The following is a 15,885-nucleotide window of genomic DNA, read 5'->3' on the forward strand; positions in this document are numbered from 1 at the left end:
TCAGATGCGGTGGAAGTGGAGGATGTCGCCCGGCACCAGCTCGTCGCCGACGGCGACGAAGCCGTGCTTGACGATGTGGTCGTCGTCGATCACCTCGAAGTCCTCGACGAAACCGTGGCGGGCGCCGAAGACGGCGCTCTCGCCCGTGAGCCTGAAGTGGCCGTCGACCCAGCCGGGGCCGCCGAACACGCCGTGGTGGCCCCAGTCGTCGTAGTAGAAGCTGGTGAACGCCTTGTCGACGTCGCTCCAGCCGATGAGCCAGGTGGCGACGATGCCGGGCACCGGGATGCGCTGGGTCAGCTCGTGGAAGCGGCCGTCCGCGAGGGAGCGGGTGGAGCAGGTCGCCTCACCGGTGGTGACCATTTCCGTGGTCAGATTCGTGTATTCGATGCGGAAATCCCCCAGCAGGAAATCCAGCTGCCGCATTTCCGGCGCAGGTTCACCACGGCCGGGCATGACGACTTCACCGCTCGCGGCGGGAACGGAATCCCGCAGAGCGTCGTCCGAGGACTGAATGGGCTGCGCGCTCATGGCCAACTCCGGAGGCTCGGGGCACCGCGTACACCGTGGACACGTGTGGATACCGATATGGATACCGAGGGGAATTTATGGACTCGGCATTGCGCCGCACAAGCCCGTACGGACCGGTTAGGGGGTGCGCCGCGATTGATCGGGGGCCGCCCGGTCCGGCTAGGGGTGTTCGGCATTACCCGTGGTCATTAGGCTCCGGCGGGCGGGACCGGCGTACTGCCCGGTTCCTTCCCGAAGGAGCGAGACGATGACCACCGATCAGCAGTCTCCGATGCCCGAGACGCAGGACGATTTTCCGTCACTGCTCGCCTGGCTGACGAAGAACCGACGGGACAGTCCGGTTCTTCCCGATGCCTTCCCCGGCCTTTGGCACGTTTTCCGGTATGCCGATGTCTCCCGGGTGCTGTCCGACACCGAGACCTATTCCAGTGACATGTCCGCCGTGATTCCGACGCACCCGGACACGGGCTGGATCGCGAAAGGGAACGTCGTCGGAATGGACCCGCCGATGCACCGCAGGCTGCGTTCCCTGGTCAGCGGGGCGTTCACACCGCGCCTGGTGGCCGACCTGGAGCCGCGGATCACCGAACTGGCCACCGGTCTGCTGGACGCGGTCGCCGGCCGCGACCGGTTCGACCTGGTGGAGGCGGTCACCCATCCGCTGCCCGTGTTCGTGATCGCGGAGATGCTCGGTATCCCGCTGGCGGACCGGCCCCTCTTCGAGAAGTGGGGGCTCGCGTTCATCTCGGCCAACGGCGGTGGCGAGAGCGCGCTGCCCAGCGAGGAGAACGTCCTCTCCTTCGTGCAGACGGCCACGGAGATGCGGGCGTACATGCTGGAGCAGATCGCCCTGCGCCGCGCGAAGCCCGGGGACGATCTGATCAGCCGGCTGGTCACGGCCCGGACCGAGGACGGCCGGCTGGAGGACGACGAGATCGTCGGCTTCGTCGGCACGCTGCTGCTGGCCGGTCACATCACCACCACCGCGGTGCTCGGCAGCACGGTGCTGTGCCTGGACGAGAACCCCGGGGCGCTGGCCGAGGTGCGCCGCGACCGCTCGCTGGTGCCGGCGGCGGTCGAGGAGGCGGTGCGGCTGCGCCCGGCTTTCTCCCGGCTGGTGCGGATGACCACCCGGGAGTCGGACGTGGGCGGTGTGACGATCCCCGCCGGTCAGGTGCTGACCCTGTGGACGGTGGCCGCCAACCGCGACCCGGAGCGGTTCGACGACCCGGACGGCTTCGACCTCCACCGCGACCAGCAGGGCCGCCACCTCGGCTTCGGCCAGGGCGTCCACTTCTGCATGGGCGCGCCGCTGGCCCGCCTGGAGGGCCGGATCGTCCTGAACCTGCTGCTCGACCGGTTCCCGGAGCTGTCCGTGGTCGGCGAGGACGACGCGGTGGCCTATCACCACCCGAAGAACGTGGTCGGCCCACGCCGTCTGCTCGTCGACGTGACGCGCGGCGCCTGACCGTCTGGGCCCGGAAGTGGCCGCCGTCCCCGAGGGGGCGGCGGCCACTTGGTGTGCGGGGGGCGGGTCGCCGCTCAGTAGGAGACGGGCAGCCGGGGGATGTCGGGATGCCAGCTCGGCATCGTGTAGGCCTCCTGCAGCGGGGCGGTGAGCCGCAGTTCCGGCAGGCGCCGGAACAGGGTTCCGTAGGCGACCTCCAGGCCGACCCGGGTCAGGTTGGCGCCGAGGCAGTGGTGGATGCCGGAGCCGAACGCGAGGTGTCCCCGGGCCGAGCGGCGCACGTCGAACCGGTCGGGGACGGGGAACTCGGCCGGGTCACGGTTGGCGCCGCCGCCGGCGACGATGACGCCCTCGCCCGCGCGGATCAGCTGCCCGGCCACCTCGACGTCCTCCCGGGCGACCCGGGGCATCAGGTCCAGCGGGCTGACCATCCGGATCGTCTCGTCGACGGCGGCCGGCAGGGCCGCCGGGTCCTCCCGGACGAGGGCCAGTTGGTCGGGGTGCTCCAGCAGCATCCCCACCCCCACGGTCAGCATCGTCTGGACCGGCTTCTGGCCGGCCGTGAAGATCACGAAGCAGAGACCGGCGAGTTCGGCCTTGGTCAGCGACCCGCCCACGACGTGCTCCGCGATCACCCGGCTGATCGGATCGTCGCCCGGGGACTCGTACTTGGCGTCGACGAACCGGGTGAAGTACTCCTGCAGCGCGAGGATCGCCTTGGCCGCCGCGGCCGCCGCCTCCTCGGGGTCCTTGGGCGCGCCGTCACTCGCGTAGACGCTCGCCAGCCACGCCTGCATGTCCGCGTACTCCATGCCGAGCGCCCAGCAGGTGATGCTCGCCGCGAAGGGCTCGGCGAACTGCCCCACCAGGTCGGCGGATCCGCCCGCGGCGACCATGCCGTCGATCAGCTCGTCGGCCTTGCGTTCCATCCGGGGTCGCAGGTCCTCCGCCCGGCGCAGCGTGAACTCCCGTACGAGGGCCTTGCGGTGCGCGGTGTGCAGGGGCGGGTCGATGGTGTTGAGGAGGGGGAACGCCCGGAATCCCTCGAACGCGGCGGCGTAGAGGGGATATCCGGGGTTGGTGATGTCGGAGCTGAAGCGTTCGTCACCGAGCACGGCGCGGGCCTGGTCGTGCCGGGTGACGAGCCAGACGCGCCGGCCGTTGTGGATCCGCCCCGGGATGGGGGCTCCGGTCGCCCGGAAGGTGTCGTACCGCTCCGGCGGCGCGTAGGGACACTGTCGTAGCAGGGGCAGGTCGACGTCGTCGGAGGCGGGGGCTTCGGTCACGGCACGTGGTCCTTTTTGTGAGGGAGGCCGGGCATGACGGGCGTACGGAAGGGTGCGCGGCGGGGCGGGGCGACGGGCGCGTACGGGGTTCAGGCCGACCAGCGCAGCAGGCACAGCCCGGCCGCCATGCCCGCGCCGAATCCGGCGAGCAACAGCACTTCACCGTCGCCCAGCAGATGGGCGCGGGACGCCTCGTCGAGGGCGACGGGCACCGAGGCGGCGCCCATGTTCCCGTACTTGACGAGCGGGGTGTGGGTGCGGGCGCCGGTGAGACCGCAGCGTTCGACCAGTTCGGCGAGGAGGACTCCGTTGGCCTGGTGCGGCACGAAGTGCGCGATGTCGTCGAGGGTCGTGCCGGTGCGTTCCAGCAGCGGAGTGATCATCGGGGGCACGTTCGCCATGACGAAGTCGGCGACGCCGCGTCCGATCATCCGCAGGTGGTGCCCGCCGTTCGCGACGGTCTGCGCCGACGCCGGGACGCGGCTGCCGCCGCCCTCGATCCAGATCAGTTCGTGGGCGTCCCCCCGGCCGGCGAGTTCGACGTCGAGGATGCCGTACGGCTCGGGCACGGCGCCGACCACCGCGGCGCCGGCGGCGTCGCCGAGGAGGACGGCGGTGCCCCGGTCGGTGTAGTCGAGGAACCGTGAGTACAGGTCGGCGCCGATGACGAGGGCGAGGGTGCCGGGGCGCTGGGCGACGAGGGCGCGGGCGATGTCGAGGGCGTAGACGAAGCCGGCGCAGGCGATGTTGATGTCGAAGCAGGCCGCGCGGTGGGCGCCGAGCGCGCTCTGCACCAGTGAGGAGGTGGGCGGCAGGGGCGCGTCGCCGGTGGACGTGGCGACGATGAGGTGGTCGATGCGGTCGGCCGTGACCCCCGCGTCGTCGAGGGCGGCGGTGGCGGCGTGCCGGGCCAGGTCGGAGGTCGCCTCGTCCGGTGCGGCGTAGCGGCGCCCGGTGATCAGGGTGCGGCGGCCGATCCATTCCGCGGTGATGCCGGGGACGCGGCGGGCGATCTCCTCGTTGCCGATCTCCTCCTTGGGGAGGTAGGAGCCGGTGCCGAGGATGCCGATGGAGGTCGTCATCGGGGCACCGCCAGGGCGCCGGGGACGTCGGCGGCGTAGGGGCGGAGCGGGTTGAGCCGGTCCTCGCCGATACGGGCGCGCCGCTCGGGGTCGGTGACGCCCATCCCCGGTTCGGGGGCGAGGCACAGCACTCCGACCTTGCCGATGTGTTCGTTGCGCTGCACCAGCCGGGTGGCCTCGCCGACCTCGCTCAGCGGGAACAGCGAGGACATCACCGGCATGATGCGGCCCTGGCCGAACAGCCGGGCGCATTCCCACTGTTCGTGGAGGTTGGCCACATGGCTGCCGATCACCCGCTTCAGTTTCATCCACAGGTAGCGGTTGTCGTAGCGGTGGCGGTATCCGGTGCTGGAGCCGCAGGTCACGACCGTGCCGCCGCGCCGGACCACGAACAGGGACATCCCGAACGTGGCCTGCCCGACGTGTTCGAAGACGATGTGCGGGTCCTCGCCGGTCTCCCTGCGGATGGCGGCGCCGAGCCGTTTGCCGTCGGCGATGGCCTGCTCGAAGTCGTCGCCCTCGGACTCGCCGACACCGATCTCCGACCGGTCGATGACGATGTCGCAGCCGAGGGCGCGCAGTGCCTGCGCCTTCCGCGGCGAGCCGACGACGCCGACCGGGATGCCGCCGCCGTTCTTGACGAACTGCACGGCGTAGGCGCCGACTCCGCCGGTGGCACCCCAGATCAGGACGACGTCGCCCTGTTTCATCCGGGCGCCGCGGTCCGACACCAGCATCCGGTAGGAGGTGCCGGCGCAGGCGGGCACGCACGCGGCCTCCTCCCAGGTGAGGTGGGCCGGTTTGGGGATGAGCTGACCGGCGCGGGCGAGGCAGTAGTGGGCGAGGCCGCCGAAGTTGGTCTCGTAGCCCCAGGCGAGCTGGTGCTCGCCGAGCATGCCGTCGGCCTGGGTGACGGCCTCCTGTTCGTCCACGCAGGCGGCGTTGACGAGGACGTGGTCGCCCACGCGCCAGCGCCGGACCGCCGAGCCGACCCGCACGACGACACCGGCCGCGTCGGAGCCGAGGACGTGGTACGGCTGGTCGTGGCGGGCGGCCCAGCCGCCCTGCCTGCCGTAGGAGGCGAGGAACCGGAAGGTCGGCAGGGGTTCGAAGGTGGCGGACCAGACGGTGTTGTAGTTGATCGAGCTGGCCATGACGGCGATCAGCACCTCGTCGGGCGCCGGCTCCGGCATCGGCACCGGGCCGACGCGCAGGGTCTTGCGTACGTCCTTGTCGGCGACGTCCCGGAAGACGTCGACGTCTTCGATGCGGAGGTGGGCGGCGGTGAACTCCTCGGGCAGGGCCGCCCGTTCCAGCTCCTCGGGGCCCGCCCCGGCGAGCACCGCGTCTGTCACAGAACCCATGTCGGCCGCGCCCCCTACTCCGCGATCGCGGTCCGGGTCGTCCAGCGGAATACGGCGACCTCTTCGCCGTCGAGCGTGATGAATTCCCCTTCGTGGACAAAGTGCTCATATCCCGCGCCGAACCGGTGCTTGATCTTCTCCGTCAACGAGGTCGCGAACTGGACCCTTTCCTCCTCGGGAAGGGACGGCGGGCCGTCGGACAGCAGCACCTTGTAATTCACCATGCCGAAAACCTCTGTTCTCTGGCGGATTCATGAATACGCGGATGACGGATCGCGCATCACGGCGGGGAGCACGGAGCAGCGATTCACCGTCTCAGGAAATCTGGCAGCGCCCGGCCGGGGGAACAACCCCTACGGGCCCCGTAAGAACCGCCTCACGCGCTCTCGGGCAACCCCAGTTCCATGTGCAGGGGCAGTTCCTGGCGGGAGGTGATGTCGAGTTTCTTGTAGACACGGGTGAGGTGCTGCTCGACCGTGCTGACGGTGATGAAGAGTTCGGTCGAGATCTCGCGGTTGGTCATGCCCCGGGCCGCGAGCACCGCCACGCGCCTCTCGGAGTCGCTGAGCTTCGCCGCGGGGGCCTGCAGTCGCAGGGCTCCGCCCGGGGGCCGCAGGACGGAGCACCCCTCGACGAGCCCGAGCAGGGCGATCCGCTCGCGCAGCGGCCCCGCCCCGCACTCCTCGGTGAGCTGCTGCGCCTTGCGGAGCGTCAGGTCGGACCGCGCGGACTGGTCGAGGTCCCGGTAGGCCTCCGCGAGGTCGACGAGCACCCGGGCCAGCTCCACGGAGTCGCCCGATGCCTTTAACTGTTCCGCGGCGCGGGTGAGCAGGCCCGGCCGCTCGCACGCCTCGGCGAGCTGGGCGCTGACGCGCAGCCACAACCCGGTGACCAGGGCGTCCTCGATACCGGCGGCCTCGTGGGTGGCGAGCAGCAGCTCGGCCTCCCGGACGTTGCCGAGGGCGAGCCAGGCCTCGGCCGCGTCGATCCGCCAGGTCGGCCGGGGCCGCAGGGACAGCTCCCAGCGCTCGGTGTACCGTCCGACCGCCAGGAAGTCGGACAGCGCGAGATGCGGCCGGCCCACGGCCAGCAGGAACCGGCCGCGGGCCCTGAGGTAGTCCAGCCCGTAGACGCTGCGGAAGAACCCGTCGGGGACGGGCCGGTCGAGGAGCCGGACGGCCTCCTCGTACTGACCGGACGCGGTGCACACGGTGATCAGGACCGTCAGGACCCCGCCGCACAGCCAGTGGCTCGGCGCCTCCCCACCCAGGTCGACGACCTCGCGGGCGTAGGTCTCGGCCTCCGCGAGTCTGCCCTGGGCGAGAGCGCTCTCGGCGCGCAGGGCGATGAACATCTGTCGCCAGCCCTCGACCCCGCGCTCGGCGGCCTCGCGGCCGAAGTGTTCGCACCAGGCGTCCGCCAGGTCCGGCCGGCCGGCGGCGATGAGATGGCGCAGCTCGGGCACGATCAGCGCGAGGGTGGTGTCGCCGAGCGTCCAGGAGCCGAGGTGCTCCTCGATGGTGTGGACCGCTCGTGCCCGCAGGTGGTGGTGGTTGACGCAGACGTTGATCCTGACCCCGTCGGCCGAGACCCTGCCGCCGGTGTCGTGGTCCTCGCCGCAGGCGGTCCGCTCGGACGACATCCGCAGCGACCAGGCGTCCGGGACACCGGGGGTGAGACAGAAGAACCAGGGCCAGCCCTCGTTGAAGTGCTCCGGCTGGTGGCCCTCCTCCCCTCTGTCGAACGCGAGGGGCGCCACCCCCCGGAGCAGGGTCCGGCCCTCCTCCAGCCGGCCGCAGCCGATCAGCAGGAGCGCGGTCAGCACGGTCCGCGCGGGGCAGTCGCCCGGCCCGTGGGCGCACTGCGGCCACCCGGTCTTCTCCGGATACTGCTGCTCGACCCGCCACGGCTCGGTCCGCAGCAGCACAACGGAGCGTTTCAGCGCCAGTCGGGCCCGCTCCCAGCAGTCGGTGGTGAACTCCTGGGCGAGTTCCACGCACGCGTCGGCGAACCGGGCGTCGTCCACGGCCAGGGCCTCGTCGGCGGCCCGTTGCAGGGTGGCCGACTGCCACGGCTCGGTGACCCGGCCGACCTCCAGCAGATAGCGTGCCGTCACCCGGGCCCCGACGCCACGCTCACGCAGCCGCTCGGCGGCGCGCAGCAGGATCCCGGCCCGTCGTTCGCGGCCCGCCTGCTCCAGCACCACGGCATCCATCACCGGATGCCGCAGCCGCCATCCGTCGACCAGCCCGGCCGCGCGCAGCCGGTCCATGCCGCGCACGATCTCCGTGGCGTCCAGGGGCAGGACGGCGGCCAGCGCCGGGAGGTCGGAGAACTCGCGCAACGCGGCCATCCCCAGGGCGACCTCCTCGGCCAGCGGTCCGCTGTGGCGTACACAGTCCACGGCCACCTGGGCGTACAGACCACGGGGGCTGGGCCAGGGGGTACCGGGGCCGGCGGGCGTCCGCATGTCCAGTTCCTCGGCCAGGGCGCGGACGAGCAGCGGGCTGCCGCCGCTCACGGTGTGCAGCGCGTCGCGGACCGCGTCGTCCGGCCGGGCGCCGTGGAGGTGTGCGCAGAGTTCGGCGGTCTGTTCCCGGTCCAGCAGGCCCAGCCTGATCCGGTGGAGGTTGGGCTGGCGCAGGAGGTCGCAGTGCACCTCCCCCTCGCAGCCGCCGCCGAAGGGCAGCAGGGTGATCACCAGCATGACGGGGCTCTTGCGCAGTCGGCGCCGTGTGGCCTCCAGCAGTCGGCGCCAGTGCGGCGCCTCGCGGTCCCCGGGCCGGTCGAAGCAGACGACGACGGGCGAGGTCTCGGCCAGCTTCGCTATCAGGTCGTCCCACTGCGGGGGCTCGTCGTCCGACGGTGAGCCCGCCGGGGCCGTGTTCTCCGTCCACGTCACGGGGAGGCCGCCGATGTCACCGGCGGTGAGAACGGTGGCGCCGGTCTCCGCGGCGTAGTGCGCGAAGCCGTCCACCAGGTCGGTCTTCCCACAGCCGACGCCGCCCTCCAGCACCACGGTCGTGGCGGTGCCGCGTGCGCACTCTTCGAGGAGGGACTTCATGAGTTGCAGTTTGTCGTCTCGGGCAGAAAACAACATGTACCTAACCCCAATCACACCCCACCGTGTTCTGCGTGTTCTGCGGAATCAACCCAGAACGGTCGCAGAGCGCGCCGGACGGTCTGTAGAACTGTCCGATGCGGCCAGTGCCCCCGCAAACACCGCATCGGTAGGTCGAGCCGATACCACATAAGGCTGCTCCGCCGCCTCGACCTCACGGTCGGGACGGACTCGCCCCCAACATAGCCAAGGCACAGCACCCATGGAAGTGAGCATTCCGCAAACACTTCTCGTGCGAAGCATTGAGATTCTCCGAGTTCAGCCAGAGGGATGATTACGCGTCACTTCTCTGTCCACTTCGCCTTCCGCGGAAAGGGATCTGGCCATTTGCACCAGCGCCGCCGCGTCCATGGCCCGAATCCCCTCGCTCCGGTCGGGTTCGGTGTGCCCGGACACGCTCGACGGTGCCGAGCGGCCGGCGGCGAGGGCGAGCAACGGGTCGAGCAGACCGCTCTCGCGCAGTCGTGCCAAGGGCACGGACATGATGAGGCTGCGGATCTCCGCCTCCTTCGCGCCACCGTCCGGCGCGGTGTCCGCCCCGGTCCCGCCCGGCGCGAGCGCGGCCGACACATGGGCGGCGAGCACGTCGAGACGGGGATGGTCGAAGACCAAAGTGGCCGGAAGTCGCAAGCCGGTGACGGCATTGAGCCGATTTCGCAGTTCGACGGCCGTGAGAGAGTCGAAGCCCATCTCGCGGAACGACCGCCCTGTGTCCAGGAGTTGGGGCGTGCTGTGCCCGAGCACGGCGGCCACCTCGGCCCGCACCAGACCGAGCAGGGCACTGGTGCGCCGCTCCTGGGGCATGGCCGCGAGACGGGTGCGCAGCACCTCTCCGGGCTCGTGCGCCTCCCGGACGGCGGCCCGGCGTCGCGCACGGGCGGCGGACGGGCCGAGCAGGGGGTGGAACAGCGCGGGCAGGGGCTCACGCGCGTGCCGCGCCCGCAGGGCCGCGCCGTCCACCGGTGCCGCCACGACGGTGGGGTCCGCCGTCACGCCGAGCAGCACCTCGTCGAACAGGGCGAGCGCCTCGTCGGTGGCCAGGGACCGGAAGCCGCCGGCCCGCAGCCGCCGGTGGTCGGTGGCGTCCAGATGAGCGGTGAGGCCGCTGCTGCGCTCCCACAGCCCCCACCCGACGGACACGGCGGGCAGCCCCTGCTCCCGTCGGTGACCGGCGAGGGCGTCGAGGAAGGCGTTGGCGGCCGCGTAGTTCGCCTGCCCCGGCGTCCCCACGGTGGCGGCAGCGGAGGAGAAGAGGACGAACTTCCTCAGTTCGGGACGGAGTTGTGTGAGCCGGTGCAGGTTCCACGCCCCGTGCGTCTTCGGCCGGAGCACCGCCCTCAGCCGCTCTGTGGTCAGCGAGCCGATCGCACCGTCGTCGGTGGTGCCCGCGCAGTGCACGATGCCGCCCAGTCGTACGGCGAGGCGTGCGAGGACGGCGTGGAGCCGGTCGGCGGCGCCGGGGTCCGCGATGTCATCGGCGACGATCTCCACATCGGCGCCCGCGTCGGCGAGTTCGGCGCACAGCGCCCGGGCCTGCGCCGACTGCTGACCCGATCGGGACAGCAGGAGCAGGTGACGGGCCGCGTGGTGGGTGACGAGGCGCCGGGCCACCAGGGCGCCGAGGGTGCCGGTGCCGCCGGTGACGAGCACGGCCTCGTCGGGGGCGAACCCGGCGGACGGCACGGTCAGTACGGCCTTGCCCACGAGGGTGGCCTGGGCCAGGGCCCGGAAGGCGCTCGGGGCCCGGTGGACGTCCCAGACGGTGGCCGGGGGCGGGGTGAGGGTGCCGTCGGAGAACAGAGTTCCCAGCTCGCGCAGGATCTCCTCGATCCGCTCCGGCCCCGCGTCGGCGAGGTCGAACGGCCGGTACACGACTCCCGGACGGTCCGCGGCGATCCGGCGGGGGTCCCGGAGGTCGGTCTTGCCCATCTCGACGAACCGCCCGCCGTGCGGGAGCAGTTCGAGGGAGGCGTCGGTGAACTCCCCCGCCAGGCAGTTGAGGACGACGTCCATGCCCCGGCCGTCGGAGGCGGCGAGGAACGCGTCCCGGAACTCCAGGGTGCGCGAGTCCGCGATGTGCGCGTCGTCGAGCCCGGCCGCGCGCAGCGCGTCCCACTTGGGCCGGGAGGCCGTCGCGTACACCTCGGCGCCCAGACGGCGTGCGAGCTGCACGGCGGCGGAGCCCACCCCGCCCGCCCCGGCATGGATCAGCACGCGTCGGCCGGCGCACAGCCCGCCGAGGTCCACCAGGCCGTGGTACGCGGTCAGGAACGCGACCGTGGCCGACGCGCCCTGCACATCGGTCCACCCGGCGGGGACCGGCGCGAGCAGTCGGGCGTCCGCCACGGACAGCGGCGCGAAGGGGGTGTCCAGCGTGCCCATCACCCGGTCCCCGACCGCGGGCCGTACGACACCGGGGCCCACCTCGGTCACCACCCCGCACCCCTCGCTGCCGAGGCGGGCCCGGTCCGGGTACATGCCGAGCGCGATCAGGGTGTCCCGGAAGTTGACGCCGGCCGCCCGTACGGCCACCCGCACCTGGCCCTCGGCGAGTTCACCGGTCCCCTCCGTGTCGGGCACGAGGGCCAGGTTGCCGAACGACCCGGGCTCGGTGACGTCGAGCCGCCACTGCGCGACCCCGGCGGGCGCGCGCAGTCCGCCCGGCTCGTCGAGGACACGTGTCATGCGCCGCCCGTAGACCCTGCCGTCGCGCACGGCGACTTCGGGTTCGCCGGCGGCGAGGGCCAGGTCGAGCAGGGGCGGGAGGAGCGGGAGGAACGCAGGGAGCGGGAGGCCGGGTGGAGGGGCCTCGGCGGACGGGCCGCCGGCAGGGTCGTCCACGTCCACCAGGACGATGCGGCCCGGCTCCTCCGCCTGGGCCGAGCGGAGCAGTCCGACGAGGGCCGCGTGGGCGGTTCCCGTGGCCGTCGGCGCCGCGCCGGGCACCGGCGCGGCGCCTCGGGTGACCACGAGCAGCGGCACCTCCGCACTCCGGCCGTCGGCCGCCCGCTGCCGCACCAGTTCGAGCCCCCAGCCCGCCGCCCGCTCGGCCGCGTCGGCCGGCGTGTCCTCCTCGGCCGTGACGGGGCAGCACGCGACCACGGCCGAAGGCGCCGTCGCACCGGCGGCGAGCGCCGCGTCCAGCGCCGCCACGTCGCTGTACACCTGCCATCGGTCCCCGGCGCTCTCCGGCGCTGCCTCGTCGCCCCGGTCCGGCCGACCCTCCGGGGCGCCCGCGCCGAGCCAGGCGTACGTCCCGGCCGTGGCGGCACGTACCGGCAGTTCCCGCCACTCGACGCGGAGCAGTCCGTCCGGCGCGCCGGACGCCGCCGGTGTCAGCCGGTCGGGGGAGACCGGCCGGAAGGCGAGTTCGTCCACGGCGAGAACGGGCGCCCCGAGGGCGTCCACCGCGTGCACGGACAGTCCGTCGGAGCCCGTCGGGGCCAGCCGGACCCGCAGCGAGGTGGCACCGGTCGCGTACGCCGTGACACCCGACCACGAGAACGGCAGCCGCGCGCCCCCGTCCAGGGTGCCCGGGAGCAGACTGACGCCGTGCAGGGCCGCGTCCAGGAGCGCCGGGTGCGCCACGAAGCCGTCGCCCGAGGCGAGCGCGGGGTCCGTCTCGACCTCGGCGAACACCTCGTCGCCCCGCCGCCAGGCGGCGCGCAGCCCGCGGAAGGCCGGACCGTACCCGAACCCGGCGGTCGCCATCTTCTCGTAGAGGCCGTCCAGTTCGACGGGCTCGGCCCCGGTGGGCGGCCACGCGCCCAGATCGAAGTCCGGCTGCGGCTCCTCGCTCAGGACAGCGGTGCCGTGCCGGGTCCACTCCTCCTCGTCCGCCGACTCCGCGCGGGAGAAGAAGCGCGCCGCGCGCCGTCCCTCCTCGTCCGGTTCGTCCACCACGATCTGCAACCGCACCGGCTCCGACTCGCGCAGTGCCAGCGGAGCCGCCAGGACGAGTTCGTCGACCCGGGGTGTCCGGAGCCACTCCCCCGCCCACAGGGCCAGCTCCAGAAAGGCCGTACCGGGCAGCAGGACGGTCCCGTGCACCACGTGGTCGGCCGTCCACGGCTGGTCCCTCGGCGAGAGCCTCCCGGTGAACACCGTGCGATCCGCGTCGGCCGGTTCCACGACCGCACCGAGCAGGGGGTGTTCGACCCGGCCGAGCCCGGCGAGCGCCGCGTCACCGAACCGCGCGACCGGCATCTCGGTCCAGTAGCGCTGGTGCTGGAAGGCGTAGGTGGGCAGGTCCACGGTCCGGGCGCCGGTCCCGGCGAAGCACCGCCGCCACTCCACCGGGGCCCCGGCCACATATGCCTCGCCCAACGACAACAGCAGCCGCTGGAGGCCGCCCTCGCCGCGACGCAGCGTGCCGATCGCGGCGACCTCACGACCAGCCGCCTCCGCCGTGGCCTGCACCGCACCCGTCAGCACCGGATGCGGACTCACGTCGACAAAAAGGTCATGACCCGCCTCCACCAGCCCCGCCACCGTCTCCTCCAGACGGACGGTCGACCGCAGATTGCGATACCAGTACTCCCCGTCCAAACCCCTGGTGTCGAACCGCCCCGCCGTCACCGTCGAATGAAACGGCACCGAAGAAGCAACAGGAACAAGGCCCGCAAGCACCGCCGGAACCTCCGCACGCAGCACCTCGACCCCCACGGAATGCGAGGCATAATCCACCTCCACACGCCGCGCACGAACACCACGCGCCCCCACCTGCGCAATCACCTCATCCACCCCCCCGACACCCCCCGCCACCACCACCGACGACGGACCATTCACCGCCGCCACCTCCACCCGCCCCTCCACCACCGCAGGCAACGCACGCACCTCGGCAACCGGCAACTCCACCGACGCCATACCCCCACCACCCGACAGCGCGACAAGCGCCCTGGAACGCAGGGCCACCACCCGCGCCCCGTCCTCCAACGACAAAGCCCCCGCCACCACAGCCGCCGCGATCTCACCCTGCGAATGACCCACCACAGCCGCCGGCTCCACGCCGTAGGACCGCCACACCTCCGCCAGCGACACCATCACCGCCCACAGCACGGGCTGGACCACATCGACCCGTGTCAACTCGTCGCTGTCGCAGAGGACTTCACCGAGCGACCAGTCCACGAACGCCGACAGAGCCTCCTCGCACTCGGCCATACGCGCCGCGAAGACCGGCGAGGTCGCGAGCAACTCCACCGCCATACCCACCCACTGCGACCCCTGCCCCGGAAACACGAACACCGGACCCGGGCCCACACCACCCCCACCCACCACACGACCCCGCACCACCCCCGCATCCGGCCGCCCCTCCGCAACCGCCACCACCCCCCGCACCAACTCCCCACACCCCACACCCACCACCACCGCCCGATGCTCCAACGCGGAGCGCGAGACCGTCGCCGAGAGGCCGACATCCTGGGGGCGGGCGTCGGGGTGGTCCTCCAGACGGGCCAGGAGCCGGGCCGCCTGGGACCGCAGCGCGGCCTCGGTGCGCGCGGAGAGCAACCAGGGCAGGGCGGTGCCGTCCCCTCCCTCCTCCGAAGACCCGGCGGGAGCGTCGTCGCCCTGTTCGAGGACGACATGGGCGTTGGTGCCGCTGATCCCGAACGACGACACGCCCGCCCGGCGCGGACGGCCCGTCTCCGGCCACGGCCGGGCCTCCGTCAGCACCTCCATCGCGCCCGCCGACCAGTCGACCTGCCGGGTCGGTTCGTCCACGTGCAGGGTCCGCGGCAGCACTCCGTGCCGCAGCGCCATCACCGTCTTGATCACACCGCCCACGCCGGCGGCCGCCACCGTGTGCCCGATGTTGGACTTGACGGACCCGACCCACACCGGCCGGTCCTCCGGCCGCCCCTGCCCGTACACCGCGAGCAGCGCCTGCGCCTCGATCGGATCGCCCAGCCGCGTCCCGGTCCCGTGCGCCTCCACGGCGTCCACGTCCGCCGGTGACAGCCCCGCGTTCGTCAACGCGTCCCGGATCACGCGCTGTTGGGACGGGCCGTTGGGGGCGGTGAGACCGTTGGAGGCGCCGTCCTGGTTCACCGCCGACCCCCGAACCACCGCCAGTACCGGACGCCCGTGCCGACGGGCGTCCGACAGGCGCTCCACCATCAGCACGCCCACCCCCTCGCCCCAGCCGGTACCGTCGGCCGTGTCGGCGAACGCCTTGCAGCGGCCGTCCGCCGCCAGACCGCCCTGCCGGGCGAACTCGGGGAAGATGCCGGGCGTCGACATCACCGCCACACCGCCGGCGAGCGCGAGATCGCACTCCCCCATCCGCAGGGCCTGTACCGCGAGGTGCAGGGTGACCAGGGAGGAGGAGCAGGCCGTGTCCACGGTCAGCGCCGGGCCCTCCAGGCCGAGCGTGTACGCCACCCGGCCGGACAGGACACTGCTGGTCGTCCCGGTGAGCGAGGAGGTCTCCTCGGAGTCCCGGCACATCGACAGCAGTCCGACGAAGTCCTCCGTCCCGCCGCCGAGGAACACTCCGGTGCGGCTGCCGCGCAGCGACCACGGGTCGATGCCGGCACGCTCCACCGCCTCCCAGGACACCTCCAGCAGCAGCCGCTGCTGCGGGTCCATCGCCAGCGCCTCGCGCGGCGAGATACCGAAGAACTCCGCGTCGAAACCCGCGGGATCGTCGAGGAAGCCGCCTTCCAGGGTCATCGGGGAGGAGGCGCCGACGGCCGCTTCGTGGAGGTCCTCCAGCGGCCAGCCGCGGTCACGGGGGAAGGGGCCGATCGCGTCCGTGCCGCCGGCCACCATGTGCCACAGGTCGTCGGGGGAGGCGACCCCGCCGGGGAACCTGCAGGCCATGCCGGTGACGGCGATCGGTTCCCGTATCCGGTCCTCCGTCTGCCGGAGCCGGTCGCGCAGGTCGCGGGCGTCGGCGATGGCCCGCCTGAGGTACTCGCGGAGTTTGTGCTCGGTGGCGCTGCCGGGTTCGTCCGATGTGCTGGGCATGCGTGCGTCACTTTCCTCGCGGTGGGGGGTGTGATGCCTGCCCGGCGGGGCGGGGTGTGGCCTC

At 72.5% G+C, this 15,885-nt stretch carries 7 protein-coding genes and 1 pseudogene; 1 reads left to right on the plus strand and 7 read right to left on the minus strand.

The genetic code is table 11. From position 1 onward, the window contains the following. Complete coding sequence (locus tag STRBO_RS40610) at window positions 1–426, minus strand: DUF1579 domain-containing protein (RefSeq protein WP_020115057.1); 426 nt, start codon at window positions 424–426, stop codon at window positions 1–3. 352 nt (window positions 427–778) lie between these two features. Here STRBO_RS40610 and STRBO_RS0125640 point away from each other — a divergent pair, with 352 nt between their 5' ends. Further along, the gene (locus STRBO_RS0125640) at window positions 779–1,999 is read left to right on the plus strand and encodes a cytochrome P450 (protein ID WP_005483816.1); all 1,221 of its coding nucleotides are present in this window, start codon (window positions 779–781) and stop codon (window positions 1,997–1,999) included. A gap of 74 nt (window positions 2,000–2,073) precedes the next feature. On the opposite strand, the gene STRBO_RS0125645 is transcribed toward STRBO_RS0125640, so the two are convergent. The 6 genes and pseudogenes from STRBO_RS0125645 to STRBO_RS0125670 form a co-directional block, all read right to left on the minus strand. Next, window positions 2,074–3,285 carry a cytochrome P450 gene (locus STRBO_RS0125645; protein WP_020115058.1) on the minus strand — a complete coding sequence of 404 codons (1,212 nt, stop codon included), beginning with the start codon at window positions 3,283–3,285 and terminating at the stop codon, window positions 2,074–2,076. 89 nt (window positions 3,286–3,374) lie between these two features. Beyond that, the gene (locus STRBO_RS0125650) at window positions 3,375–4,367 is read right to left on the minus strand and encodes a 3-oxoacyl-ACP synthase III family protein (protein ID WP_005483819.1); all 993 of its coding nucleotides are present in this window, start codon (window positions 4,365–4,367) and stop codon (window positions 3,375–3,377) included. Then, window positions 4,364–5,731, minus strand: coding sequence for a crotonyl-CoA carboxylase/reductase (gene ccrA, locus STRBO_RS0125655; protein WP_005483820.1), 1,368 nt, complete (start codon window positions 5,729–5,731; stop codon window positions 4,364–4,366). Before ccrA ends, STRBO_RS0125650 begins: the two co-directional genes overlap by 4 nt. 14 nt (window positions 5,732–5,745) lie before the next feature. Next, the gene (locus STRBO_RS0125660; RefSeq protein ID WP_005483821.1) at window positions 5,746–5,955 is read right to left on the minus strand and encodes a DUF5988 family protein; all 210 of its coding nucleotides are present in this window, start codon (window positions 5,953–5,955) and stop codon (window positions 5,746–5,748) included. Window positions 5,956–6,107: 152 nt separating this feature from the next. After that, window positions 6,108–8,795: a LuxR family transcriptional regulator gene (locus tag STRBO_RS0125665; protein ID WP_020115060.1), complete on the minus strand. Its 2,688-nt coding sequence runs from the start codon at window positions 8,793–8,795 to the stop codon at window positions 6,108–6,110. Window positions 8,796–9,110: 315 nt separating this feature from the next. Next, window positions 9,111–15,749: pseudogene (locus STRBO_RS0125670) on the minus strand (type I polyketide synthase); the annotation flags it as partial. Window positions 15,750–15,885 lie beyond the last annotated feature (136 nt).

The organism is Streptomyces bottropensis ATCC 25435 (assembly GCF_000383595.1).
GTDB lineage: Bacteria > Actinomycetota > Actinomycetes > Streptomycetales > Streptomycetaceae > Streptomyces > Streptomyces bottropensis.

Bases quoted from the DNA above. Each gene is read 5' to 3' on its own strand.
- STRBO_RS40610 (WP_020115057.1), bottom strand. From the start codon at position 426: ATGCGGCAGCTGGATTTCCTGCTGGGGGATTTCCGCATCGAATACACG.
- STRBO_RS0125640 (WP_005483816.1), top strand. From the start codon at position 779: ATGACCACCGATCAGCAGTCTCCGATGCCCGAGACGCAGGACGATTTT.
- STRBO_RS0125650 (WP_005483819.1), bottom strand. From the start codon at position 4,367: ATGACGACCTCCATCGGCATCCTCGGCACCGGCTCCTACCTCCCCAAG.
- ccrA (WP_005483820.1), bottom strand. From the start codon at position 5,731: ATGGGTTCTGTGACAGACGCGGTGCTCGCCGGGGCGGGCCCCGAGGAG.
- STRBO_RS0125660 (WP_005483821.1), bottom strand. From the start codon at position 5,955: ATGGTGAATTACAAGGTGCTGCTGTCCGACGGCCCGCCGTCCCTTCCC.
- STRBO_RS0125665 (WP_020115060.1), bottom strand. From the start codon at position 8,795: ATGAAGTCCCTCCTCGAAGAGTGCGCACGCGGCACCGCCACGACCGTG.